This is a genomic window from Curtobacterium sp. ER1/6 (assembly GCF_001742745.1).
In the GTDB taxonomy this organism is placed as follows: Bacteria; Actinomycetota; Actinomycetes; order Actinomycetales; family Microbacteriaceae; genus Curtobacterium; species Curtobacterium citri.
The window spans coordinates 785598-807842 of the sequence record NZ_MJAK01000001.1; the positions used below are offsets into that span (position 1 = coordinate 785598).

Consider the following 22245-nt stretch of genomic DNA (forward strand, 5'->3'; position numbering starts at 1 on the left):
CGGGATCGCGCAGCGCGGTGCGGCATCGCGTGACGCCGCGCGGGTCCGCGCATCGGCGCCGCACGCACGTCCCGACGGGACCACCTGACGGACGGGAGGCGCGGTGCGGGCTGGTCCAGCGCCTCCCGTCCGTCCCTGCGCCCGTTCCTTCCCAGAACAGGTGCCATTGGATGCGGGAACGGGCGTACCTGGTGGTCCTGCACCGCCGGGTACGCCCGGAAGCGCCGGGTACGCCCGGAAGCATCCGGCGCGCGGCCTGACGGGACCACCTGACGGACGGGAGGCGCGGTGCGGGTTGGTCCCGCACCTCCCGTCCGTCCGTGCGCCCGTTCCTTCCCAGAACGGGTGCCATCGGATGCGGGAACGGGCGTACCTGGTGGTCCTGCACCGCCGAGTACGCCCGGAAGCACCAGGGACGCCCGGGAGCACCAGGCGAGCGGCCGAGCGAGCGGACGCGCGCCCCCGCCACGCCTACCGACCGCGCGCCAGCAGCCAGAGCAGGTACGGCGCCCCGACGACACCCGTGACGACCCCGACGGGCAGCGCGTTGCCCGGGATCGCGAACTGCGCCAGCAGGTCGCTCGCCAGCGTGATCACCGCGCCGACCGCGGCGACGGCCCCGAGCGCGACGCGACCGTTCCCGACGAGCCGCCGGGCGACCGGTGCCGCCATCAGCGCGACGAACGCGACCGGGCCCGCGGTCGCGACCGCGCCGGCGGTCAGGCAGACGGCGGTGAGCAGCAGCAGGACCTTGGCGCGGTCCGGCCGGAGCCCGAGGGCGGCGGCGACCTCGTCCCCGAGCGCGAGGACGGTGAGGCGACGGGACTGCACGAGCGCCGCGGCGAGGAGCACGACGACGGCGATCCCGAGCACGCCGACGAGCGTGCGGTCCACGGCGTTGAGGCTGCCGGACAACCACAGGAGCGCCGTGCCCGCCTGCTGGACGGTGCCGGACGTCAGCATCCACCCGGTGATGCTCAGGCAGATCGCCGCGACGCCGATGCCGACGAGCACCACGCGGTTGCCGGTGATGCCCCGGCGCCAGGACAGGGCGGCGATCACGACGGAGACGAGGACGGCACCGACGACCACGGACCCGAACAACGCACCGCCGCTCGCCCCGAAGAGGACGATCGCGGTCAGCCCGGAGGCGCTCGCCCCGGAGGTGATGCCGATGACGTCCGGGCTCGCGATCGGGTTCCGGACGACGCTCTGCACGATGCCGCCCGCCGCACCGAGGGCCGCGCCCACGAGCACGGCTCCCGCGACACGGGGCCCGCGGAGCTGCCCCACGACGAAGTCCGAGACGGTGTCGCCGTGCCCGACGAGGGCACCGGCCACCTGCAGCGGCGAGAGCGGGATCTCCCCGACCCCGAGGCCGACGAGCACCAGGGCGAGGAGCAGCAGGAGGACCGTGCCGAGGACGGTGACCTCGCGGCGGACGGCGCTCACAGGCCGGTCACCACCCGCGAGCGGACCAGCCAGATGAACACGGGCGCGCCGATGAGCGCGGTGACGATCCCGACCTGCAGCTCCCCCGGGTACGCGACGACGCGGCCGATCACGTCGGCGACGAGCAGGAGCGCGGGTGCGACGAGGGCGGACAGGAGGATCGTCCAGCGTTGATCGGGTCCGCTCAGTCGACGGACGGCGTGCGGGACCGCGAGGCCGACGAACGCGACCGGTCCGGCCGCGGCGACGGCGGAACCGGCCAGCAGGACCGTCACGACCCCGCCGACGATCCGCACGAGCACGACGCGCTGCCCGAGGGACGCCGCCAGCTCGTCGCCGAGCGCGAGCGTGTTGAGCGAGCGGCCGAGCCCGACGGCGACCACGAGCCCGACGAGCACCGGGACGGCGATGACCCCGGCGGTGCCGAGGTCCTTCCCGGCGAGCGCCCCGACCTGCCAGAAGCGCAGCTGGTCGAGGAGGCTCTGGCTCGACACGAGGACGGCGGTCGTGACGGACGACAGCGCCGCGGCGACGACCGCCCCGGCCAGGGCCAGCCCGACGGGCGACAACCCGCGTCGGGCCACCGCCGCGACCGCGTAGACGAGCAGCGCGGCGAGGCCGGCACCGACGAAGGCGAACGGCAGGTAGGCCGCGGTGCCGCTGATGCCGAAGACCGCGATGCCGACGACGACCGCGAGCGCCGCACCGGCGTTGATGCCGAGGATGCTCGGGTCGGCCAGCGGGTTCCGGGTGACGCCCTGCATCACCGCGCCCGCGACACCGAGGGCGGCTCCGGCGAGGAGGCCGACGACGGTCCGGGGCACGCGGTTGCCGAGGACGATGAGGCCGACGTCGTCCTGCCGGCCCGGGTGCAGCACGGCGTCGAGCACCGTGCCGAGCGGGATCGGTCGGGAGCCGAACGCGATCGACAGGGCGACGGCCACGGCCAGCGCGACGACGGCGACCACCGCGGCGCCGACGAGCCGGGAGCGGGACGCCGGCTCCGGTCGGGGTCGCAGGACGGGGGTTCGGGGGGACGACGCGCGCATGGGAGGTCAGGCAAGCCTAACCGCGACCGTCGCACGGCGGGCCCCGAGGAACCCCTGAGCACCCGCCGGGCTCGTTCATAGGGTCGTCATGGGTTCGGGTCCTGTACTGGTCTCCGTCGACGCCCGCCCGGGTCGTCGAGGAACGGATCGACACCCCACGGGTGGTCGAGGGACGACCGGAGAGCACCGATGAACGAGAACCCCGCCGACGACCAGCGCGCGACCGACGGCCCCGCCTGGGAGGCCCCGCACGCCGACCGCACGACCCTCCGGCCGGCGTACGCCTTCGACGGCAGCGGCCCGTACCTCTACGGCCCCGACGGTTCCGGCCCCTACGCCTACACGCCGGACGGCCGCGGGCCGTACCTGCTCGGCAGCAGTGCACTGGGCGGGAGTGCACTGGGCGGGACCGGCACCCCGCAGACCGCGTGGACCGCCGGTGCCGCGGCGGCGAACCACCCGGGGGCGGGGCGTCCCCGTCGCCTCGGGCTCCTGATCGGCTCCGGCGTCGCCGCCCTCGCGGTCATCGGCGCCGCGGGCGGGACCGCCCTCGGGCTCTCCTCGCACGGCACGACCACGACCTCGAGCCAGTCGCAGGGCTCCACGACCCTGCCCGGCGGTGGGAGCGGGACGGGCGGCGGCACGAACGGCTTCACCGTCCCCGGGTACGGCGACGGGACCGGCGGACTCGGCGACGGGAGCACCGGGGACGGCAGCACCGGCAGCGGCGGCACGGGGACGGGCACCACCGAGTCCGCCGCGACCCCCGCGACGGCCGCGCAGAAACGGGGCGTCGTCACGATCGACACGGTGTTGAACTACGACACGTCGTCCCAGGCCGCGGGCACCGGGATGGTGCTGACGTCCGACGGCACCGTCCTGACGAACAACCACGTGGTGCAGGGTGCCACGAGCATCACGGTCACCGACGAGACCACGGGCAAGGAGTACCGCGCGCAGGTCGTCGGGACGGACGCGACGCACGACGTCGCGGTCCTGAAGCTCGAGGACGCCTCGGGCCTGTCGACCGTCACGCTCGACGACGACGGCGAGCCGGCGACCGGCGATGCCGTGACGGACGTCGGCAACGCGGAGGGCACCGGGAACCTCGTGGCCGCGGCGGGGACGGTGACGGCGCTCGACCAGGACATCCAGGTGCAGAGCGAGTCCGGCACCGGGACCGAGTCGCTGCAGGGCCTCATCCAGGTGGCGGCCGACATCGTGTCGGGTGACTCGGGCGGCCCGGTGCTCGACAGCGAGGGCGAGGTCGTCGGCATGGCCACGGCGGCGTCCTCGGGCTCGGCCCAGGTCACCGGGTACGCGATCCCGATCACGACCGCGAAGGCCATCGCCGACAAGATCCTCGCCGGGGAGTCCTCGGACACGATCACCATCGGCCTGCCGGCGTTCCTCGGCGTGCAGGTCGGGTCGAGCGGCACGACGCCGACCGGCAGCGGCGTGGCGGTGGCGGGCACGGTCGAGGGGTCCGGCGCCGCCGCGGCCGGGCTCGTCGCCGGCGACACCATCACGAGCCTCGACGGCACGGCGGTCGCCAGCAGCGACGCGCTGACCGCGGCGGTGCAGTCACACGCGGTGGGCGACCGGGTCTTCGTCGGGTACACCGACGCCAGCGGCGCCGCGAAGACCGTCACGGTCACGCTGACGGCCGGTCCGGCGGCCTAGCCCGACAGCGGGGCGAGCCCGGCAGCGGCTTCAGCCCAGCAGCGCCCGCACCACCGACCGGTACACGTTGGCCGGGGAGTCCGTCCGCAGGGACGTCTCCCCGGCCGTCGGGCGTCCGACGCGCGCGAAGCCGATGCCCTCGGCGTGCACGACGACGACGGGCTCCGGCCGCCCGGGCCGGCGGAGCGACGACACCGTCCACGGTGCCGCCCAGAAGCGCGCGAGCCGGGGGTCCTCCGCGGCGAGGGCCGCCGGCAGGTCGGTCCCGGTGCCGGCCGTCCCCGTCCTGCGGGTGAGCAGGTCGGACGGGACCGACCCCGTGCGGAACGGGAAGGTCCACGTCGGACGGATGCCGAGCCTCCCGGCCGCCACCGCGACCACCTGCTCGGCGGGGAGCCGGGCGACCGTCCCGCCCGTCTCGTCGGTGCCGTCCACGACGGTCTCCGACCAGGCCTGGAGGCGCGTGGTCCGTCCGTCGGGCAGGTGCTGGTCCAGCGTGACCGGCTCGACCGCGTCGGCCCAGGGGGCGAGGAGCTCCTGCGTCGGCTCGGGGAGCGTCCCGAGCCGACCGACCAGGCCGGTCTGCACGAGCTCGCGGCCCGCGGGCGACCGCAGGAGCGCCGGGTTCCACCGACGTCCGGCGAGGCTCCGGAGCGTCGTGAGCGCCGCGGCGCCGAGGTGCACGCCGTCGAGCTGCGGGGCCGGCGCGGCGGCGGGCAGCGCCTCGAGCTCGCGCTGTGGCCGGACCGGGGTCGGCTCCGTCGCGCGGACGGACTCGAGGACGGCGGAGACGAGGTCGTCGGTCGCCAGCATCCGTGCGAGCGGACGCTCGACCGTGAGGTCGACCCGGTGCCGTCCGGTGACGAACAGCAGGTGGGCGCCGGCGACGTCGCCGTCCTCGTCGGGTCGTACGTACTCGACCAGGCGTGCGGGTACCCCGGCGGTCGTCCACGGGTCGCACCCGATGAGCCGGAGTCCGTCGACCGACCCGGGCAGCCGTTCGAGCAGCCCGGCGTGCTCCTCCGCGATCGTGCGGTCGGACGGCCGGGAGCGCACCGTCAGCACGACGTCGTCGCCGGTCAGCCGGAGGTCCGCGCGCGGGGCGTCCTCGCGGCGCCAGTGGTCGGGGCGGTGGAGCGTCAGGCGGGGGGTTCGGTCCTCGGTGCCGAGCGGGACGGGGACGGCCATGCTCCGAGGCTACGTCGGGGGTACTGCGCGGACCCGGACGGCTCGCCGGGAGCGGTGGTCTGCGGGGGCGGGGCCGGGCGAGACGTCGTCCCGGTGGGGCGCGTCGTTCAGGGCCGGGGGCGGCGCGGTGCCGGTGGCGGCGGGACCGGCTTCGCGGCGACGACGTCGGCGAGCGGGACCTCGGCGGGGCCACGGCGGGTGTCGATCGTCACCGTCGTCGCGGAGCGGGCGGCCAGCGTGCCGAGGGCGTCGCGCGCACCGTCGCCGTGCCGGGCGCGCACCACGAGCCGGTCGCCGATCGCCGCGTCGCGCAGGACCCGGAGCGCGAGGGCACGGGCGAGGGCGTCCTGCTCGAGCGGTTCCGGCACGGGGTCGAGCGTAGACGCCGAGCGGGCCCGCCTAGGGTGGGGGCATGGAGAAGGCACGCGTCGACAGCTGGATCTGGGCGGTGCGGATCACGAAGACCCGCTCCGCCGCGACCACCGCGTGCAAGGCCGGCCACGTGCGGGTCAACGGCGAGCGGGCGAAGCCGGCGCAGCCGGTCGGCCCCGGGGACGAGGTCCGGGTGCGGCAGCACGGCTTCGACCGGATCGTCGTCGTCACCGGGATCGTCGTCAAGCGCGGGAGCGCCGCCGAGGCCGCGAAGCACTTCGAGGACCGGACGCCGCCGCGCCTGCCGAAGGAGGAGGCGGGGTTCGTGCCGATGCGCGACCCGGGTGCCGGGCGCCCGAGCAAGCGGGAGCGCCGCGACCTCGAGAAGCTCCGCGGGTACTAGTCGCGGTCCGTCAGACGAACCGGACGGTCTGCTGCAGGCGGTCGCGGACGTCGAACACGTCGACCGAGCCCTCGGGCGACCAGACACCGCTGAGCACCTGGCCGAGGGCGCTCCGTCGGACCACGAGCGCCGTCGGCTTCCGGGGCGACCCGACGACCTGCACGTCCTCGTCGACCGCGGCGTCCGGCACGACGAGCAGTCGGCCGGTGAACTTGACGCGGGTCTGCTTCTGCACCGCCCGCGCGGCGCGGACGAGCTCCTTCACCGGACGTTCCCCGGGTGCCAGGGTCTCCCCCGCGATCTCCCCGTGCTCGATGCGGACCGGTGCGCCCCAGTCGATGGACTCGACGGCCCAGAGGCCGCTCGGGGTGAGGACGGCATGGTCGAGCTTCCCCTCGGCCCCGGCGTCCAGGTCGTGCCACACCGTCACGCCGATGCCCATGTCGGCGACGATCGCCGCCGTGGCCTCCTCGGCGAGGGCCTCGCCCAGGAGTCGGCGGATGTGCCGCGGTGCCGAGCGGACGAGCGCCGGGTCGTACGGGTCCTCGATCGGGTCGCCGAGGCCGACCCACTCGCGCTCGGCCTGCAGGAAGACCTCGCGGGACCGGCCGCCGGGGTGTCCGTGGGACCGGGCACGCGGGCGGGAGTCGCGACGCGCTGCCGGGGGTGCGTAGGCGTCGCGACCGGAGTCGGGCCTCCAGGCCGCGGAACCGGACGGGCCGGACGCACCCTGCGGGGTCGACGTGCGGGAGCCCGCGTCGTAGGCTCGGCGCGCTGCGGGCGTCCCGATGCGCTCCCAGGCGACCTGCACCTGGCGGAAGCGCTGGGCGTCACCGCCGAGGTCCGGGTGCGTCTCGCGGGCGGCCCGGCGGTACGCGCGGCGGAGTGCGTCGTCGTCGGCGGACGAGGGGACGCCGAGCACCTCGTACGGGGTGGCGTCGGCCGGGCTGTCGGTCATGGCCCGACGACACTACCCGAGGCACCTTCGGAGTCCGCCGCGTGCCCGCTGGGAGCTGGCGGGGGGCCCGGTGCGCACGTCTTCCCCGGCGAGACGCCGCGTCAGGGTCGAGACGCCGCCGGTTCCGACGGCGTCTCGACGGGGCAGCGGCGTCTCGACAGATCGGCGGCGTCGTGACAGGTCCGGAAGGAGTGCCGGAACCGCCCGGGTCAGCGGGCGGTGACCGCCGCGCGGACGTCCTCGGCGTGCGCCTCGAGCCAGGCGACGTCCGCCCGGTACAGGTCGGCGTGGCCGTGCTCGAGGTCGCTGACGAACTTCGGGTTGCCGGCTGCGGCCTCGGTCTCCATCGTCGTGACGAGGGCGACGAGCGACGCGGTCATCGTCTCGACGAGCACGCCGCGCGACCGGTCGTCGAGTCCGTAGGCGCGGCAGAACTCCGCCGCCCGGTCGAGCCGTTCGTCGAGGCCCGGCGCGATGCTGCCCTCGACGAGCCCCGTCGTGAAGGGCGCGAAGCGGTAGACGGCACTCGCGACGTCCCAGACGCGCGGTCCGGGGTGCGCCGTGTCGAAGTCGATGAGCCCCACGGCGGCGATGCCGTCGTACACGCAGTTGTACGGCGCGAAGTCCCCGTGCACGATCGTCTCGACCGGCAGGCGCTCGGCCTGCGACCACACGTCGGTGTCCCCGGACCGCGGGTAGGTCGCCGCGGCGTCGTGGTACTGCCGCAGGAGTCGTGCGCTCGTGACGAGGGCCGCCTCGCTCGCGATCTCGGTGCTCCACGGGTAGTTGCCCGCGGTGCCCGGGACGAAGGTGACCGTCTCGAGGACGTCCCCGACGGCGATGGGCTCCGGCGCCGCCACGAACCCCTGCTCGTGCAGGTGGGCGAGCAGCCGGTGCACCGTGGGCGTCCAGGGCCCCGCGGGGCGGTGGACGCGGTCGTCGGCTCTGGTGACACGCTCCATCGTGACCTCCTGATCAGTCCGTCTCCGTTGACGTGGGTGCCAGCGTATCCGTCCGGCTCCCGGTCCTGTCCGGGTGGCGTGTGAACATCACGTCACACGACCGTGTGCGTCCCCGGGACGGACGACGTCGTGCGCGGTGCCGACGACGTCCTGTTCAGGCCCCGACGGACGCCGTCCGGTCCCGGAGCCAGCCCGGTCCGCGGACCTCGGCGCCGAGGGCCTCGACGCGCGCCCGGAGCTCGCGGTCCGCCGTCACGACGACGACCGGCGCGTCCCCGACCTCCACCGCCGCCCGGGTCGCCGCGACGACGGCGTCGTCACCCGAGCCCACCGCACGCACGACCTCGACCGCGGCACCCGTCGCGACGCCGCCGGCCCGGACCGGGTCGGTGCCGTCGCCCGCTGCCCGTGCCGCGCCCTCGAGCACCACGGTCCACCGGGGCCACCACCGGGCGAACGGCAGCCCCAGCCCGTCCGCGTCGGTGCCGACGGCGGCGAGCGCCGTCACGGCGGACAGCAGCCGGTCCGCGGCGCCCGCTCGGTCGCGCCACCAGCCGTCGGGCACGCTGCCGACGACGTTGGCCGCGTCGACCACCACGTGCGGCACGGTCGTGATCGATGCGCGCAGCGCCGCCCAGGACGCCCCGAAGCCCGGGTGCAGGGGCAGGTCGTCCACCTCGGCGACCGGCACCCAGGACAGCGCGAGGCTCTCCCGGTCCGCGATCACCGGTTCGAACGGCTCGCGTGCCCGTCCGACGACGGTCGTGTAGGTCCAGAAGCCCAGGTCGAGCACCGCCGCGTGCCGCAGCGCGATGCCGTCCTCGGGCACCCCCGCCTCCTCGGCGGACTCGCGGAGCGCCGCCGTGACGGCGTCCTCGCCCTGGTGCCGCGCACCGCCGGGGATCCCCCAGGTGCCCCCGTGGTGGCTCCACTCGACGCGGTGCTGGAGCAGCACGCGCCCGGCGCCGTCGTCGACGAGCAGCCCGGCCGCGCCGAAGCGGCCCCAGGCCTTCGTCCCGTCGGGGCCGTACGCCCAGGCGTCGCCGGGGTCGCGGGGACCGGTCGGAGGGCCGGGAGGGGTCGCAGCAGGCACCCGTCAACCCTGGCACACGGCACCCGCTCGATGTCCGGATCCGTCCCGCCCGACGTCCCGCGACGTGTCACGGGACGTCGTGTACGGTGACGACCGAGACACGGGGTGCCGCACCGAGCGGCTGAGATCACACCCGTCGAACCTGCTCGAGCTCGTACTCGCGAAGGGATCGTCCATGCACACTGCTGCGCCCGTACCCCCGTCCCCGGACTGGGCCGACCGCACCGCCGCGCTGCTCGAGGGGGTGCGTGCCCGCGGCCCCCTGGTGCAGTGCATCACGAACACCGTCGTGCAGAACGTCACGGCGAACGTCCTCCTCGCGCTCGGGGCGTCCGCCGCGATGGTCGACGTCACCACCGAGGCCGGCGCGTTCGCCCGGGTCGCCGACGCTCTGCTCGTCAACACCGGGACACCCCACCCCGAACCGCGTGCCGCGTCGCTCGAGGCCGCGCACGCAGCGCACGACGCCGGGACCCCCTGGGTGCTCGACCCCGTCGCGGTCGGCTCGCTGCCGGTGCGCACGGCCCTGGCCCGCGACCTGCTCGCGCTCCGGCCGACGGTGCTCCGCGGCAATGCATCCGAGGTCCTCGCCCTCCTCGGCGGGTCCGCCGGCGGGCGCGGGGTCGACAGCACCGCGGGTCCGGACGACGTGCGTGCGGCCGCGGTCGCGGCGACGGACGGGAGGACCGTGGGCGCCCTGGCGGTGTCCGGTCCCGTCGACCTGCTGGTCGCGCCCGGCACCGGCGTGGTCCGGGTGGCGAACGGCACCCCGCTGCTGACCCGCATCACCGGCGGCGGCTGTGCCCTCGGCGCGGTGGTCGCGGCCTTCACCGCGGTCGCCCCGGAGGAACCGGGCGCCGCCGCGGTCGCCGCGACCGCGGTCCACACGATCGCGGCCGAGCTCGCCGCCCGCGACGCCGGGGGCCCGGGCACCTTCCAGCCGCTGTTCCTCGACCGGCTCGCGACGCTGACGCCCGAGGACGTGGTCCGCGAGGCCCGGATCACGACCGAGCCGACGGCGGTGTCGGCATGAGTGCGACGACGGACGTCGGCGTCTACCTGGTGACCGACGGGCCGCTCGCCGACCGCCACGGGGTCGGTGTGCTCGGCGTCGTCCGCGCCGCCGTGGCCGCCGGGGTCCGGACGGTGCAGGTCCGCGACAAGGACGCCTCCGCACGGGACCTGCTCGCGCTCGTCGCCGCGGTCGCGGACGCCGTGGGCGACCGGGCCACCGTGGTGGTCGACGACCGCCTCGACGTCGCGCTCGCCGCACGGCACGGCGGACACCGGGTGGCCGGGGTGCACCTCGGACAGTCGGACGTCCCGGTGACGGCCGCGCGGGCGCTCCTCGGTCCGGACGCCCACGTCGGGCTGACCGCGAACACCCCGGCGCACGTCGCCGTCGTCGCCGGACTCCCCCGCGGCACGGTCGACCTGCTCGGGGTCGGGGTCGTCCACCCGACGACGACGAAGCCGGACCACCCGCCGGCACTCGGGCACGCGGGCTTCGCGGACATCGCCGCGCTGGCCCGCCGCTCCGGCGTGCCGTGCGTGGCGATCGGCGGGATCACGCTGGCGGACGTCGCACCCCTGCGCGCCGCGGGCGCCGCCGGGGTCGCCGTCGTGTCGGGCATCTGCGCGGCAGCGGACCCGTACGCGGCCGCGGCCGCACACGTCGACGCATGGACGCTCCGGTGACCGGGGGCGTCCCCCGCGTGCTCAGCATCGCGGGCACCGACCCGACCGGCGGCGCGGGGCTGCAGGCCGACCTCAAGGCGATCGCCGCGCTCGACGGGTACGGCATGGGTGTCGTGACGGCCCTCGTCGCGCAGAACACGCACGGCGTCCGCTCGGTGCACGTCCCCGATCCGACGTTCCTGCGGGAGCAGCTCGACGCGGTGTCGGACGACGTCGTCGTCGATGCGGTCAAGGTCGGGATGCTCGGGACCGCCGAGGTCGTCCGCACCGTCGCCGCGTGGCTCCGCGAGCACCGCCCGCCCGTGGTCGTCGTCGACCCGGTGATGGTCGCGACGAGCGGTGACCGGCTGCTCGACCCGTCCGCCGCAACGGCGATGGGCGACCTGTTCGCCCTGGCCGACCTGGTCACCCCGAACCGGGCCGAGCTCACCGAACTGGCCGTGCTCGCCGGAGCGTCCGGGACGATCGATCGCACGCCCACCGACCGCACGCCCACCGACCTCGCACTGCTCGTCGCCCGACGGTGGGACGTCCTGGTGCTGGCGAAGGGCGGGCACGACGACGGGCCGACCGCGGACGACGTGCTCGTCGCCCCCGACGGCACGACCCGGACCTTCACCGCGCCGCGCGTCCACACGACGAACACGCACGGCACCGGGTGCTCCCTGTCGAGCGCGATCGCGACGCTCGCCGCGCACGCCGGCGACTGGGAGCTGGCGGTCGGCGGTGCGAAGACCTGGTTGACCGCGGCGCTCCGCGGCGCCGACGCCCTGCACGTCGGCACGGGCAACGGGCCGGTCGACCACGGGGCGGCGGCGCGTGCCGCCCGGCCGCCGGTGGTCTGGACGGACCGCTGGTGGGACGACGTGGCGGCGACGCTCGACGAGGTCCTGGCGTGCGACTTCCTGGTCGGCCTGCGCGACGGCACCCTCGACGAGGACGTGTTCGCCGGGTACCTCGCGCAGGACGTCCACTACCTGCGGGCCTACGAGCGGCACCTCGCCCGGCTCGCCGACGTCTCGGCCGGGCCGGCGAGCACCTCCTGGGCGGCTGCGGCGCAGGGCTGCGCGGACGAGGCCCGCGACCTGCACCACCGCCGCCTGGCGGGTTCGCACGCGGAGGACCCGGTCCACCCGACGTGCGCCGGCTACCTCGCGCACCTGCAGGAGGCGGCCGACTCGGGTTCGGCCGCCGTCCTCGCCGCCGCCGTCCTGCCGTGCTTCCGGGTGTACGCGTGGGTCGGCACCCGCCTCGGGCACGCGCCCGAGGGACACCCCTTCGCGGACTGGCTCGGGGTGTACGGCGACCCGGGGTTCGCGGCCGCGAGCGCCGAGGCGACCGCGATCGTCGAGGAGCTCGCCGCCGCGGCGGACCCCGACGAGCGCGGCCGGATGACGCGTGCCTTCCGCCGGTCCACCGAGTGGGAGGCCGCGTTCTTCCGGATGCCCACGGAGGCCGCGGCGGCGGAGTCGGAGGCGGCGGAGGTGGCGGCGGAGCCGGCCTGACCCGAGCACCCGCGCCGTGGACGCACCACGGGACGGACGGGAGGCGCCCGGCGGGCCCGCCCCGAGCCTCCCGTCCGTCAGCGCGCGGCCGGCGGTAACCGGACCAGCTCGACCGTCAGGTCGCGTCCGTCGACCGTGCCGCGCATCCAGGTGAAGTCGGGCTGCCGCCGTCGGTCCGTCGGCGACCCGGGGTTGAGCAGCCGCATCCCCGACGGTGCGACGGAGTCCCACGGGATGTGCGAGTGCCCGAAGACGAGCACGTCGGTGTCCGGGTGCGCCGCGTCCGCCCGGCGCTCCCGCCCGGTCGCGGCACCGGTCTCGTGCACCAGCGACCAGCGCAGGTCCTCGACGGTGAAGCGCGCGACGAGCGGCAGGCGGTCGTCGAACGCCGGGCCGTCGTTGTTGCCGCGGACGCCCGCGAACCGACGGGCCCGGCCCTGCACCGCGTCGAGCGTCGCGAGGTCGACCCAGTCCCCCGCGTGCACGACGAGGTCCGCCGCGTCCACGTCGGCCCAGAGCGGTGCCGGCAGGTCCTTCGCGCGCTTCGGCAGGTGGGTGTCGGAGAGCAGGACGAACGAGGTCGTCACGACGCGGCGGGGTCCCGCTCGGAGGCGCGCGCGGGCATCGGCAGGCCCGCCTCGTCGGCGGCGCCGAGTCGTTCGAGCAGGCCGGCGAGGAGCGCGATGTCGTCGTCGGACCACTCGGCGAGCCGTTCCTCGAGCGCGTCGCGGTGCAGCCGGACCGAGCGCTCGAGGGCAGCGCGGCCGGCGTCGGTGACCTCGAGGGGCTTCGCGTTGCCCGAGCCGCCGTCCGTCGTGCGGACCAGCCCCGCGGCGAGCAGACCGGAGAGCTGCCGTGAGATGGTCGAGCGGTTCAGGCGGAGGTACCGCGCGATGTCGATCGCCATGCACCCGGGGTGCTCGACGACGAAGTCCACGAGCGACTGGTCGACGACGCTGAGCACCAGGTCGTCGCCGCGCGCGCGGATGCTCGCGCGCCGGGTGATGCGCGAGAGTTCCGTGTAGGCGCGTCCGATGTCGGCGTTGCGGACGTCCGGGCCCGGGCTGCTCATCGCGGTCTCCAGCCTGTCACTGCGGGCGCCGGGTCCCCGGCGCTGGTCGGGTCTCGCCACTGTACCGGCGGGCGTGCTCGGGTCGGACTCAGCGGCCCGCCGCGGCGGCCTGGAGCGCCGGGATGTCGAGCTTGACCATGTCGCGCATCGCGGCGAAGACCCGGGCGTTCGCCTCGGGGTCGCCGCCGCCGGTCATCAGGTCGCCCATCATCGACGGGGTCACCTGCCACGCCAGGCCCCAGCGGTCGTGGAGCCACCCGCAGGCGAGCGGCCGACCGCCGTCGGCGAGCAGCGCGTCCCAGACCCGGTCGAGCTCGTCCTGCGTGTCGACGTCGACCTGGAACGAGACGGCGTCGGTGTGCGGGTGCCCGGGGCCGCCGTTCATCGCGCGGTACGGCTGGCCGAGGAGCGTGAACTCGACGACGAGCGCGGTGCCGTCGGGGGTGCGGGCGACGCTGTCGACCCGGCTGTCCGGGAAGAGATCCGTGTAGTACGTCGCGGCCTGCTCGGCCTGGTCGTCGTACCAGAGGAACGGGGTGATCGTCGGCATCGGGTGTCTCCGAGCGTGAGGGGCCGACCGCGACGCTGCGGCCGGTCGGGGTGGGTCTCAGTCCGCCGTGCCGCGGCTGAGGAGGTGGGCCTTGTCGGGGTGCTCGTCGAACCACTTGGCGACGAACCAGCACATCGGCACGATGCGCTTCGTGGTGCGGGCCTCGACGTCCGCGACGGCGTGCTCGACGAGCTGCGCCGCGTAGCCGTGGCCGCGGTGCGACGGCACGGTGTACGTGTGCGGGAACGACACCGCATCGTCGGTGGCCCGGCGGTCGAGGACGCTCACGAGCTCGCCGTCGACGTACATCGCGTAGCGGTGGCGGTCGGTCTCGTCGCGGAACTCGTGGGCCATGGCGCCATCATGCACCCGCGGGGAATGCGCCGCACGGAGGCGCGTTGCACGGTGCCATGACGACCATCGGCATCATCGGAGCAGGCAACATCGGATCCCAGCTCGCACGCCTCGCGGTGCAGCACGGCCACCAGGTCGTGATCGCGAACTCGCGCGGACCGGAGACGCTGCAGGACCTCGTCGCGGAGCTCGGCGACGGTGCCCGCGCGGCCACCCGTGACGAGGCGGCGGCCGCCGGCGAGATCGTCGTCGTGACCACCCCGCTCGCGGCGATCGAGACGATCCCCGTCGAGCCCCTCGTCGGCAAGGTCGTCGTGGACACGAACAACTACTACCCGCAGCGCGACGGTCACATCGCGGCGCTCGACGACGAGACCACCACGACCGCGGAGCTCCTGCAGGACCACCTGCGCGGTGCCCGGGTCGTCAAGGCGTTCAACCACATCGCCGCGCCGGCGCTCACCGACGAGGCCACCCCGGCCGGCACCGCCGACCGTCGCGCGCTCGTCGTCGCCGGTGACGACGCCGACGCCAAGCGCGTCGTGTCCGACCTGATCGACGCGTTCGGCTTCGACGTCGTCGACGCCGGTCCGCTCGCCGAGGGGTGGCGCATCCAGCGCGACACCCCCGGCTACGTGACGCGCTTCACGGCTGACGAACTGCGCACGAAGCTCGCCGAGGCGAAGCGCTACCGCGACGTGTAGTCCCCGCAGCACCAGGAGCCCCGGGCGGCTCCGCACAGCCGGACGGCGCTGTGCGGGGCCGCCCGTGGCGTCTTGCGGACACACCCCCGGAACTGGGGCTGCGCCCCGGTGCATGCAGACGGATAGAACTGACGATGGATCAGCAGACCGAGGGAGCACGGAAGTGGCGCTGCACCGCATGTCGGACCGGGACCGGCCGCGTCGAGCGGTCCCCGCGTGGGTCGTCGCGCCCCCGGAGGACACGACCGGGGACGTCGACCGGGAGGCCCGTCCCACCTCCGCCGCCCACCCGTCGGCCGCCGACACGGTCGCCAGCGGCCCCGCACCCGCCGCCGTCGCGACGGTCGCGCCCGCCGGCACGCTGCCCGGGGTCCTGACCGGTCCGCTGCCCGACGGCGACGTCGTCGTGCCCGACTACCCGCCGCAGGAGCACCTGCTCCCGCCGGCCCCCACGTCCCCCGCCGTGCAGGTCGCACCGTTCGACACCGCCCCGCTGCCCGTGTCGCCCGCCGAGGCCACCGGAGCACCGCTGACGCCCCCGACCGACCCGACCCACCCCGCCGTCACGCACCCGGTCGCGGCACGACCCGCTCCGCCGGCCGCCCCGGTCGTCGGGCAGCCGCGCTTCTCGGTGCCCGGTCTCGAGCACGTCGTCGTCGAGGGCACCGAGCCGGAGCCCTCGGGACCGATCGGATACCGGACGCCCGCGCGCTTCGCCCGGCAGCAGGCACCGCAGCCCGTCGTGACCGACCCCGCGACGACGCCGTTCGACGCGATCATCGCTCCGCTGGCACCGACTCCGCAGTCACAGTCGCCGAGCACCGCGGACGGCTCCGCCGCCCCCGCGGACACCGCCACGGCCGACGACGCAACCGAGACGCCGTCCAAGGCCCCGACCGAGGCCGAGGCGGAGGCGAGCGAACCCGACCAGGGTGCGACGGGCCTCCCGGCCGCGGGGCGTGCGTCCCGTGACCGCGGCCGGACCGCGATCGGTGCCGCTCCGGCCGCCGTCCTCGGTGCGGTGACCGGCGGGGGTGCCCTCGGGCTGGCCGCCTGGTGGTCCACCGCCCCGGCGACCCTGCACGCCACCGGGCTGGTGCTCGGTGTGCTGGCCCTGATGCTCTCCGGGACGGCGCTGCGCAGTTCCTCGGCGGCGTGGCAGCGACCGGTCGCCCTGCTCGGCGCCGTGCTCGGCGGGGTGGGCACGCTCGTGCTGCTCTGGGCGCTCGCGACGGCGCTCCTGCCGCTCGCCGGCGTGACGCTGCCGGACCTCACCGGGACCGGCGTCGTGCCGACCGTCGCGCCGTAGGGCGCGGACGGATCCGCGTACGACACCGCGCGTCACACCGCGTATCAGACCGCGCGGACGACCCCGCGCGACAGGATCGCGCTCGTCAGGGCGTCGATCGGCTCCCGCTGCACCGTCGGGTTGGCGATGAGCACGTAGTCGACGGCGGGCAGGTCCGGCAGCGACAGGCGCTGCGAGACCTTGACGAGGTCGGCCGGGATGAGCGAGTGCGGGAAGACCGCGACGCCGATGCCGGCCCGCACGGCGGCGAGCACCCCGTTGACGTCGCGCGTGTTGCAGGTGATCCGCCACGTGCGCCCCGCGGCCTCGAGGGCGTCGATCGCCATCTGCCGGCTGATGCTCGGCGCCTGGTAGGCGATGAGCGGGACGGGTTCGTCCCGCTCGAGGGCGATGCCGTCCTGTGCCATCCACACCATCTGGTCGGTGGCCACGCGCGTGCCCTCGGCGGACTCCCCCGCGGTCTGCTTGATGAACACCAGATCGAGCTGGCCCGCGTGCACCCGGCGGAGCAGCGGCGCGGACTGGTTCACCGTGAGCTCGAGGTTCACCTGCGGGTGCAGGCGGCGGAAGTCGCGCAGGATCCGCGGCAGCTGGGTGATCGCGAGGTCGTCCGCCGCCCCGAAGCGCAGGCGCCCCCGGGTCGCCGCACCCGAGAAGTAGGCGTCGGCCGTCGCGTGCGCCGCGAGGATCGACCGCGCGAAACCGGCCATGGCGTCGCCGTTGTCGGTGAGCGCGACCCCGCGGGTGTCCCGGGCGACGAGGGTGCGGGCGACCGCCGTCTCGAGCCGCCGGACGTGCTGCGAGACCGTCGGCTGGCTGATGCCGAGGCGCTGACCGGCGAGCGTGAAGCTGCCGGTCTCGGCGACCGCGAGGAACGTGCGGAGCAGGACCGGGTCGAGCACGGTGGACCTCCCGTCGGGACCCGGTCGTCCGACCGGCCATTCGACTTCGCAATGGACTGATAGCCACCATAGGGGTGTCGAATGGGTCGGCACCACGTAGTTTCGCAGGGGAACGAAACCGCCCCCGACGATCCGGAGCCCCACCACCGTGAGTGCGTCACCGACGACCCTCCCCCCACCCACCGAACCGCTCCCGATCCAGGCCGACCGACCGCCGTGGCGCCACACGCTCATCGCCCTGTCCGTGCCGAACTTCCGCCTGTTCACCGCGACGAACCTCGTCGCGATGACCGCCGGGTGGATGCAGCGCATCGCCCAGGACTGGCTCGTCCTGCAGCTCACCGGGTCGGTGGCGCAGGTCGGCATCACCGTCGCCTGCCAGTTCGCGCCGATGCTGCTGTTCGGGCTCTGGGGCGGGGTGCTCGTCGACCGGTTCTCGAAGCGGGCGCTCATGATGATCACGCAGGGCGCCTTCGCCCTGCTCTCGGCGCTGCTCGCCGTGCTCACGCTGACCGGGGTGGTCGAGGCGTGGCACATCTGGGTCATCGCGTTCCTGGTCGGCGTGGTCACCGTGATCGACAACCCCGCCCGCCAGGTCTTCGTCACCGAGATCGTCGGGCACCAGCACCTGCGGAACGCCATCAGCGTGAACTCGAGCGTGTTCCAGCTCGGCGGCATGATCGGCCCGGCCCTCTCGGGTGCCCTCCTCGTCGCCGTCGGCGCCGGGTGGTCCTTCGGGGTGAACGCCGTCGCCTGCGTCGCGGTGGTCGTGACGCTCGGGTTCCTCCGCACCGCCGACCTGCACCGGACACCGCCCGCGCCGCGCTCGAAGGGCCAGCTCGTCGAGGGGCTGCGCTACGCCGTGCGGAAGCCGACGATCCTGGTGCCGGTCGTCCTCATGGCGTTCTTCTCGGTCTTCGCGCTGACGATGCCGGTGCTGCTGTCCGCCTTCGCCTCGGAGGTGTACGACGTCGGCGCGGGCGGCTACGGCGTCTTCAACTCCGCGGTCGCCGTCGGTGCGCTGGCCGGGGCGCTGCTGTCGACCCGGCGCGCGGTCGTCCGGCTGCGGACCATCGTCGGCGGGGTCTTCTGGACGGGCGTGCTGCTCGTGCTGTCCGGCTCGATCCCGGTGATCGCACCGTTCACGGCCGCCCTGGTGGCCGTCGGCATGTCGCAGCTGCTCTTCATGACGGCGTCGAACTCGCTCGTGCAGCTGTCGTCGAACGTGGCGATCCGCGGTCGGGTGATGTCGCTCTACGTGCTGGTGCTGCTCGGCGGCCAGGCGATCGGCGGTCCGGTCATGGGCCAGGTCGTCGACCACTTCGGGGCGCACGTCGGGATGGTCGTCGCCGGTGGCGTGCCCGCGGTGGCGGCGGTCGTCGTCGGGCTCGTGCTCGCGCGGCGCGGCGGGCTGCACCTGGCGGTCCGGATGCGGCACCACCTGCCGGTCCCCGCGATCGTCGGGCACCGGTAGCGCAGCGCGGCGCGCTGCGCGCCGCGCGCTGTGGCGGCAGGACCAACGGGAGGTACGTCGCGCCACGGAAGGACGTGACGCGACGTGCCTTCCGTGGTGCGGGAGCACGCCGCACCACCCGCCGGACGGGAGGCGCGGTGCCGGGCCGCCCCGCGCCTCCCGTCCGTCAGCGGTGCGGCCGCGACGTCGCTCTGCCCCGGACCGGACCGAACCACGGAACCGACGTTGAACCAGCCGCGGAGACTGGTTCGACGTCGGTTCCGTGGTTCGACGACGCCGCTGGCGGGGCGGCGCCGGGGGCGTCAGTACGCGACGCCGAAGCGGGCGCGGTGGTGCGCCGGGCGCTCGACCTCGTCGACGACGGCGATCGCGTAGTCCGCGCCGGAGATGTCCGAGTTGCCCTCGGCGTCGGTGAGGAGCAGGTCGTCCGTCGTGCGGTAGGTGCCCTTCCGCTCGCCGGGGTTCCAGCTGCCGAAGGCCGCGGCCGGGCTCACGTAGAACCAGTCGACGTCGCCGGCGTAGTCACCCGCGCGGAGCGCCTCGAGGATCTTGCCGTGGCTCTTCGCCTCGGGCTTGACCTCGTCCGGGAACTCGGCCGTGTCGACGAGCGCCGGGCCGCCCTCGGCGACGAGCAGCGAGCCCGCGCCGCCGACGATGCCGAGCCGTGCTCCGGCAGCGGTCGCCGCGTCGACGAAGTGCTGGAACTTGTCCTTGAGCTCACTGCCGTCCGCCTGGACCGCCGACAGCGAGACGATGACGACGTCGGCGTCCTTCGTGACGTCGGCGACGAAGGAGGCGTCGAAGGCGTCGCCCTGCGCGAGGGTGAGGCCCTCGGCGGCGTCGAGCTTGGAGGTGTCGCGGGCGACGGCGGTGACGGCGATGCCGCGGGCCAGGGCCTCGCGGACGATGGCGGAGCCGGCGTACCCGGTGCCGCCGAAGACGACGATGCTGGTCATGTGGGGTCCTCTCGTGACTGGTGCACCCGACCGTACTCGCGTTACTCTCTCCGGGGAAGTAGGCACCTGTCGGTGCGTAGCGGAGGTCACGATGTCAGCGCTCGAGTACAGCCCCTACGCGGCGGACTGCCCCTCGCGGCAGCTGCTCGACCGCATCGGTGACCGGTGGAGCGTGCTGACGATCGGCTCGCTCGTCGACGGACCCCGGCGCTACTCGGCGATCGCGACCCGGGTGCAGGGCGTCTCGCAGAAGATGCTGACGCAGACGCTCCGTGCGCTCGAGCGCGATGGGATCGTGACGCGGACCGTCTTCCCCGAGATCCCGCCGCACGTCGAGTACGAGCTGACCGAGCGCGGCCGGTCGCTCCGCGCCGTGCTCGCGCCGCTCGAGGACTGGGCGACGTCGCACATGTCGGACGTGCAGGACAGCCGCGACGCCTACGACGCACGCTGACGACGCACGCTGACGACGCCCGCTGACACCGCCCGGCCGACGACGCGCGCGGCCGTCGTCCGCTGACCGTCCCCCGGAAGACACGTCGACGCCCGATGGTTGCCTGGTGGCATGCGATCGATCGTCTACACGAAGCCCGGTGACAGCAGCGTCCTCGACCTGGTCGAGCGGGAGGTCCCGCGGCCCGGCCCCGGCGAGGTCCGCGTCCGCGTCGTGGTCTCCGGCGTGAACCCCACCGACTGGAAGGCCCGCGCCGGCGGCACCTACGGCGACGGCCTGCCCTTCCCCGAGATCACGCCGAACCAGGACGGCGCCGGCGTGGTCGACGCGGTCGGCGAGGGCGTCGACACCCTGCACGAGGGCGACCGCGTCTGGCTGTACATGGCCGCCGCGAGCCGCCCGACCGGCACCGCGCAGGAGTACACCGTCGTCCCGGCGTCTCGTACCGTCACGCTGCCGGACGGCACGAGCTTCGACGTCGGCGCCTCGCTGGGCGTCCCGGCGATGACCGCCCACCGCGCGCTCACCACCCACGAGGACGGCCCGAGCCGACTGGCCCCCGGTGCGCTCGCAGGCCGGACGGTGCTCGTCGCCGGCGGCGCCGGAGCCGTCGGGCACGCCGCGATCCAGCTCGCCCGTTGGGCCGGTGCCACCGTCGTCTCGACGATCAGCTCCGACGCCAAGGCCGCCCTCGCCACCGCCGCCGGCGCGCACCACACGGTGAACTACCGCGACGAGGACGCCGCCGCCCGCATCCGCGAGATCGCCCCCGACGGCGTGGACATCGTCGTCGAGGTCTCGATCCCGCAGAACGCGCAGCTCGTCGCCGACGTCCTGGCGAACCACGGCGTGGTCTCGATCTACGCGAACAACGGCGGTGACGACGCGACGCTGCCGATCCGTCCGAACATGTCGGTCAACGCCCGCTACCAGTTCCTGCTGCTCTACACGATCGGCGACCGCGCGCTGTCCGCAGCGGCCGAGGACGTCACGGCCGCGCTCCGCGACGGCGTGCTGCCCGTCGGCGAGGATGCGGGGCTTCCCCTCGTCCGCTTCGCGCTCGAGGACACCGCCACCGCGCACGACGCCGTCGAGGGCGACGCGGTGGGCAAGGTGCTCATCGACGTCCAGGGCGAGTAGCGCGTCGGACGGGAGGCGCGTGGCGGGATCGCCACGCGCCTCCCGTCCGTCTGCCGGTCACCTGGTAAGCAGGACCCATGACCGACGTCGCCACGCCCACGCCCGGAACCAGAGCACTCGTCCTCGGCGGAGGCGGCGTCGCCGGCATCGCGTGGGAGGTCGGGGTGCTCTCGGCCCTGCAGGACGCGGGCGTCGACCTCGACGCCGCCGACCTGGTCGTCGGCTCGAGCGCCGGCAGCGTCGTGGGCGCCTTCGTCCGCGGCGGCGGCATCGCCCGTGCGTACGAGCAGCAACACGCGCCCGTGCCGAGCACCTACGTCGAGCCGGAGCGGATCGGCGGCGAGGACTTCCAGCAGCGCCTGGCCGCGGTGCTCGCCGGGGCCACCTCGGAGCAGGACGCCCGGGCCCGCCTCGGCGCGGTCGCGCAGCAGGTCGTCACCGGGCAGACCGACGACGAGCGCACGGCGACGTTCAGCGAGACGCTGCCCTCGCCCGAGTGGCCGGAGAAGCCGCTCGGCGTCACGACCATCGACGCGGTCGACGGCACGTTCAAGGTGCTCACCGCGACAACGGGCGTGCCGCTCCCCCGCGCCGTGGCCGCGAGCTGCTCGGTGCCGTTCGTGTGGTCCCCGGTCCGGATCGACGGCGTACCGCACATCGACGGCGGCCTCCGCTCGGCCACGAACGCCGACGTCGTCGCCGGACACGAGCGGGTGCTCATCGTCGCCTGCGGGCCCGAGGGACCGTCGCCCCTCGGCCCGTGGCTCGACCTCGCCGTCGAGTCGCTCCGCGCGGGCGGGAGCTCGGTGGAGGTCGTCGTGGCGGACAGCGGGGCGCAGCACGCCTTCGGCGACAACTCGCTGTCGCTGTCGACGCAGGCGCCCGCGGCGACCGAGGGACGCCGGCAGGGTGAGGCCGTGGCCGAGGCGATCGCCGCGTTCTGGGCCTGAACCGCTCCTGGACCGGT

Annotated in this window: 24 protein-coding genes and 1 riboswitch; of the genes, 11 read left to right on the plus strand and 13 right to left on the minus strand. The window is 75.1% G+C overall.

Going from position 1 to position 22245, the window contains the following annotated elements:
• Nucleotides 1-471: 471 nt before the first annotated feature.
• Complete coding sequence (locus Cus16_RS03580; RefSeq protein WP_069711185.1) at nucleotides 472-1452, minus strand: FecCD family ABC transporter permease; 981 nt, start codon at nucleotides 1450-1452, stop codon at nucleotides 472-474.
• Nucleotides 1449-2501: a FecCD family ABC transporter permease gene (locus Cus16_RS03585; RefSeq protein ID WP_069711186.1), complete on the minus strand. Its 1053-nt coding sequence runs from the start codon at nucleotides 2499-2501 to the stop codon at nucleotides 1449-1451. The genes Cus16_RS03580 and Cus16_RS03585 overlap by 4 nt, the downstream gene beginning before the upstream one ends.
• 189 nt (nucleotides 2502-2690) lie before the next feature.
• Here Cus16_RS03585 and Cus16_RS03590 point away from each other — a divergent pair, with 189 nt between their 5' ends.
• The gene (locus Cus16_RS03590; RefSeq protein WP_223246502.1) at nucleotides 2691-4184 is read left to right on the plus strand and encodes a S1C family serine protease; all 1494 of its coding nucleotides are present in this window, start codon (nucleotides 2691-2693) and stop codon (nucleotides 4182-4184) included.
• Nucleotides 4185-4214: 30 nt separating this feature from the next.
• Here the strand turns inward: Cus16_RS03590 and Cus16_RS03595 are convergent, their stop codons facing one another.
• The gene (locus Cus16_RS03595; protein ID WP_069711187.1) at nucleotides 4215-5372 is read right to left on the minus strand and encodes a hypothetical protein; all 1158 of its coding nucleotides are present in this window, start codon (nucleotides 5370-5372) and stop codon (nucleotides 4215-4217) included.
• A gap of 107 nt (nucleotides 5373-5479) precedes the next feature.
• The gene (locus Cus16_RS03600; RefSeq protein WP_069711188.1) at nucleotides 5480-5740 is read right to left on the minus strand and encodes a hypothetical protein; all 261 of its coding nucleotides are present in this window, start codon (nucleotides 5738-5740) and stop codon (nucleotides 5480-5482) included.
• A 44-nt stretch (nucleotides 5741-5784) separates the two neighbouring features.
• Here Cus16_RS03600 and Cus16_RS03605 point away from each other — a divergent pair, with 44 nt between their 5' ends.
• On the plus strand, nucleotides 5785-6147 hold the full coding sequence (locus Cus16_RS03605) for an RNA-binding S4 domain-containing protein (RefSeq protein ID WP_069711189.1): 363 nt from the start codon (nucleotides 5785-5787) through the stop codon (nucleotides 6145-6147).
• 10 nt (nucleotides 6148-6157) lie between these two features.
• Here the strand turns inward: Cus16_RS03605 and Cus16_RS03610 are convergent, their stop codons facing one another.
• The 3 genes from Cus16_RS03610 to Cus16_RS03620 form a co-directional block, all read right to left on the minus strand.
• Nucleotides 6158-7105: a J domain-containing protein gene (locus tag Cus16_RS03610; RefSeq protein ID WP_069711190.1), complete on the minus strand. Its 948-nt coding sequence runs from the start codon at nucleotides 7103-7105 to the stop codon at nucleotides 6158-6160.
• 209 nt (nucleotides 7106-7314) lie between these two features.
• A complete protein-coding gene (locus Cus16_RS03615) occupies nucleotides 7315-8067 on the minus strand; it encodes a phosphotransferase enzyme family protein (protein WP_069711191.1) in 753 nt (250 codons plus the stop codon).
• A 154-nt stretch (nucleotides 8068-8221) separates the two neighbouring features.
• The gene (locus tag Cus16_RS03620) at nucleotides 8222-9160 is read right to left on the minus strand and encodes an NUDIX domain-containing protein (RefSeq protein ID WP_069711192.1); all 939 of its coding nucleotides are present in this window, start codon (nucleotides 9158-9160) and stop codon (nucleotides 8222-8224) included.
• Nucleotides 9161-9251: 91 nt separating this feature from the next.
• Nucleotides 9252-9347: riboswitch (TPP riboswitch) on the plus strand.
• Here Cus16_RS03620 and thiM point away from each other — a divergent pair.
• The 3 genes from thiM (at nucleotide 9336) to thiD (ending at nucleotide 12363) form a co-directional block, all read left to right on the plus strand.
• On the plus strand, nucleotides 9336-10193 hold the full coding sequence (thiM, locus tag Cus16_RS03625) for a hydroxyethylthiazole kinase (protein ID WP_069711432.1): 858 nt from the start codon (nucleotides 9336-9338) through the stop codon (nucleotides 10191-10193). It overlaps the preceding riboswitch by 12 nt.
• A complete protein-coding gene (gene thiE / locus Cus16_RS03630) occupies nucleotides 10190-10858 on the plus strand; it encodes a thiamine phosphate synthase (RefSeq protein ID WP_069711193.1) in 669 nt (222 codons plus the stop codon). The genes thiM and thiE overlap by 4 nt, the downstream gene beginning before the upstream one ends.
• A complete protein-coding gene (thiD, locus tag Cus16_RS03635) occupies nucleotides 10843-12363 on the plus strand; it encodes a bifunctional hydroxymethylpyrimidine kinase/phosphomethylpyrimidine kinase (RefSeq protein ID WP_069711194.1) in 1521 nt (506 codons plus the stop codon). The genes thiE and thiD overlap by 16 nt, the downstream gene beginning before the upstream one ends.
• 77 nt (nucleotides 12364-12440) lie before the next feature.
• Here the strand turns inward: thiD and Cus16_RS03640 are convergent, their stop codons facing one another.
• The 4 genes from Cus16_RS03640 to Cus16_RS03655 form a co-directional block, all read right to left on the minus strand.
• Complete coding sequence (locus Cus16_RS03640; protein WP_069711195.1) at nucleotides 12441-12950, minus strand: metallophosphoesterase family protein; 510 nt, start codon at nucleotides 12948-12950, stop codon at nucleotides 12441-12443.
• Nucleotides 12947-13435, minus strand: a complete 489-nt coding sequence (locus Cus16_RS03645; RefSeq protein WP_069711196.1) for a MarR family winged helix-turn-helix transcriptional regulator — start codon at nucleotides 13433-13435, stop codon at nucleotides 12947-12949. The genes Cus16_RS03640 and Cus16_RS03645 overlap by 4 nt, the downstream gene beginning before the upstream one ends.
• Nucleotides 13436-13523: 88 nt before the next feature.
• A complete protein-coding gene (locus Cus16_RS03650; RefSeq protein WP_069711197.1) occupies nucleotides 13524-13985 on the minus strand; it encodes a VOC family protein in 462 nt (153 codons plus the stop codon).
• A gap of 57 nt (nucleotides 13986-14042) precedes the next feature.
• Nucleotides 14043-14339 (minus strand): GNAT family N-acetyltransferase, encoded by a 297-nt coding sequence (locus Cus16_RS03655; RefSeq protein ID WP_069711198.1) that lies wholly within the window; start codon nucleotides 14337-14339, stop codon nucleotides 14043-14045.
• Nucleotides 14340-14395: 56 nt separating this feature from the next.
• Here Cus16_RS03655 and Cus16_RS03660 point away from each other — a divergent pair, with 56 nt between their 5' ends.
• Together Cus16_RS03660 and Cus16_RS03665 are read left to right on the plus strand one after the other, a co-directional pair.
• Nucleotides 14396-15043 carry an NADPH-dependent F420 reductase gene (locus Cus16_RS03660; protein ID WP_069711199.1) on the plus strand — a complete coding sequence of 216 codons (648 nt, stop codon included), beginning with the start codon at nucleotides 14396-14398 and terminating at the stop codon, nucleotides 15041-15043.
• A gap of 163 nt (nucleotides 15044-15206) precedes the next feature.
• Nucleotides 15207-16352 carry a hypothetical protein gene (locus tag Cus16_RS03665; RefSeq protein WP_069711200.1) on the plus strand — a complete coding sequence of 382 codons (1146 nt, stop codon included), beginning with the start codon at nucleotides 15207-15209 and terminating at the stop codon, nucleotides 16350-16352.
• 44 nt (nucleotides 16353-16396) lie between these two features.
• On the opposite strand, the gene Cus16_RS03670 is transcribed toward Cus16_RS03665, so the two are convergent.
• Nucleotides 16397-17254 carry a LysR substrate-binding domain-containing protein gene (locus Cus16_RS03670; RefSeq protein ID WP_069711201.1) on the minus strand — a complete coding sequence of 286 codons (858 nt, stop codon included), beginning with the start codon at nucleotides 17252-17254 and terminating at the stop codon, nucleotides 16397-16399.
• A 148-nt stretch (nucleotides 17255-17402) separates the two neighbouring features.
• Here Cus16_RS03670 and Cus16_RS03675 point away from each other — a divergent pair, with 148 nt between their 5' ends.
• Nucleotides 17403-18728 carry an MFS transporter gene (locus Cus16_RS03675; protein ID WP_069711202.1) on the plus strand — a complete coding sequence of 442 codons (1326 nt, stop codon included), beginning with the start codon at nucleotides 17403-17405 and terminating at the stop codon, nucleotides 18726-18728.
• A gap of 302 nt (nucleotides 18729-19030) precedes the next feature.
• On the opposite strand, the gene Cus16_RS03680 is transcribed toward Cus16_RS03675, so the two are convergent.
• Entirely contained in the window at nucleotides 19031-19684 is a 654-nt protein-coding gene (locus Cus16_RS03680) for an NAD(P)-dependent oxidoreductase (protein ID WP_069711203.1), read from the minus strand.
• Between the two features lie 91 nt (nucleotides 19685-19775).
• Between Cus16_RS03680 and Cus16_RS03685 the strand changes: the two genes are divergently transcribed.
• The 3 genes from Cus16_RS03685 to Cus16_RS03695 all read left to right on the plus strand — a co-directional run bounded on the left by Cus16_RS03685 (nucleotide 19776) and on the right by Cus16_RS03695 (nucleotide 22228).
• On the plus strand, nucleotides 19776-20138 hold the full coding sequence (locus Cus16_RS03685; RefSeq protein WP_069711204.1) for a winged helix-turn-helix transcriptional regulator: 363 nt from the start codon (nucleotides 19776-19778) through the stop codon (nucleotides 20136-20138).
• Nucleotides 20139-20249: 111 nt separating this feature from the next.
• Complete coding sequence (locus tag Cus16_RS03690; protein WP_069711205.1) at nucleotides 20250-21278, plus strand: NADPH:quinone reductase; 1029 nt, start codon at nucleotides 20250-20252, stop codon at nucleotides 21276-21278.
• 77 nt (nucleotides 21279-21355) lie between these two features.
• Nucleotides 21356-22228: a patatin-like phospholipase family protein gene (locus Cus16_RS03695; protein WP_069711206.1), complete on the plus strand. Its 873-nt coding sequence runs from the start codon at nucleotides 21356-21358 to the stop codon at nucleotides 22226-22228.
• Nucleotides 22229-22245: the final 17 nt, after the last annotated feature.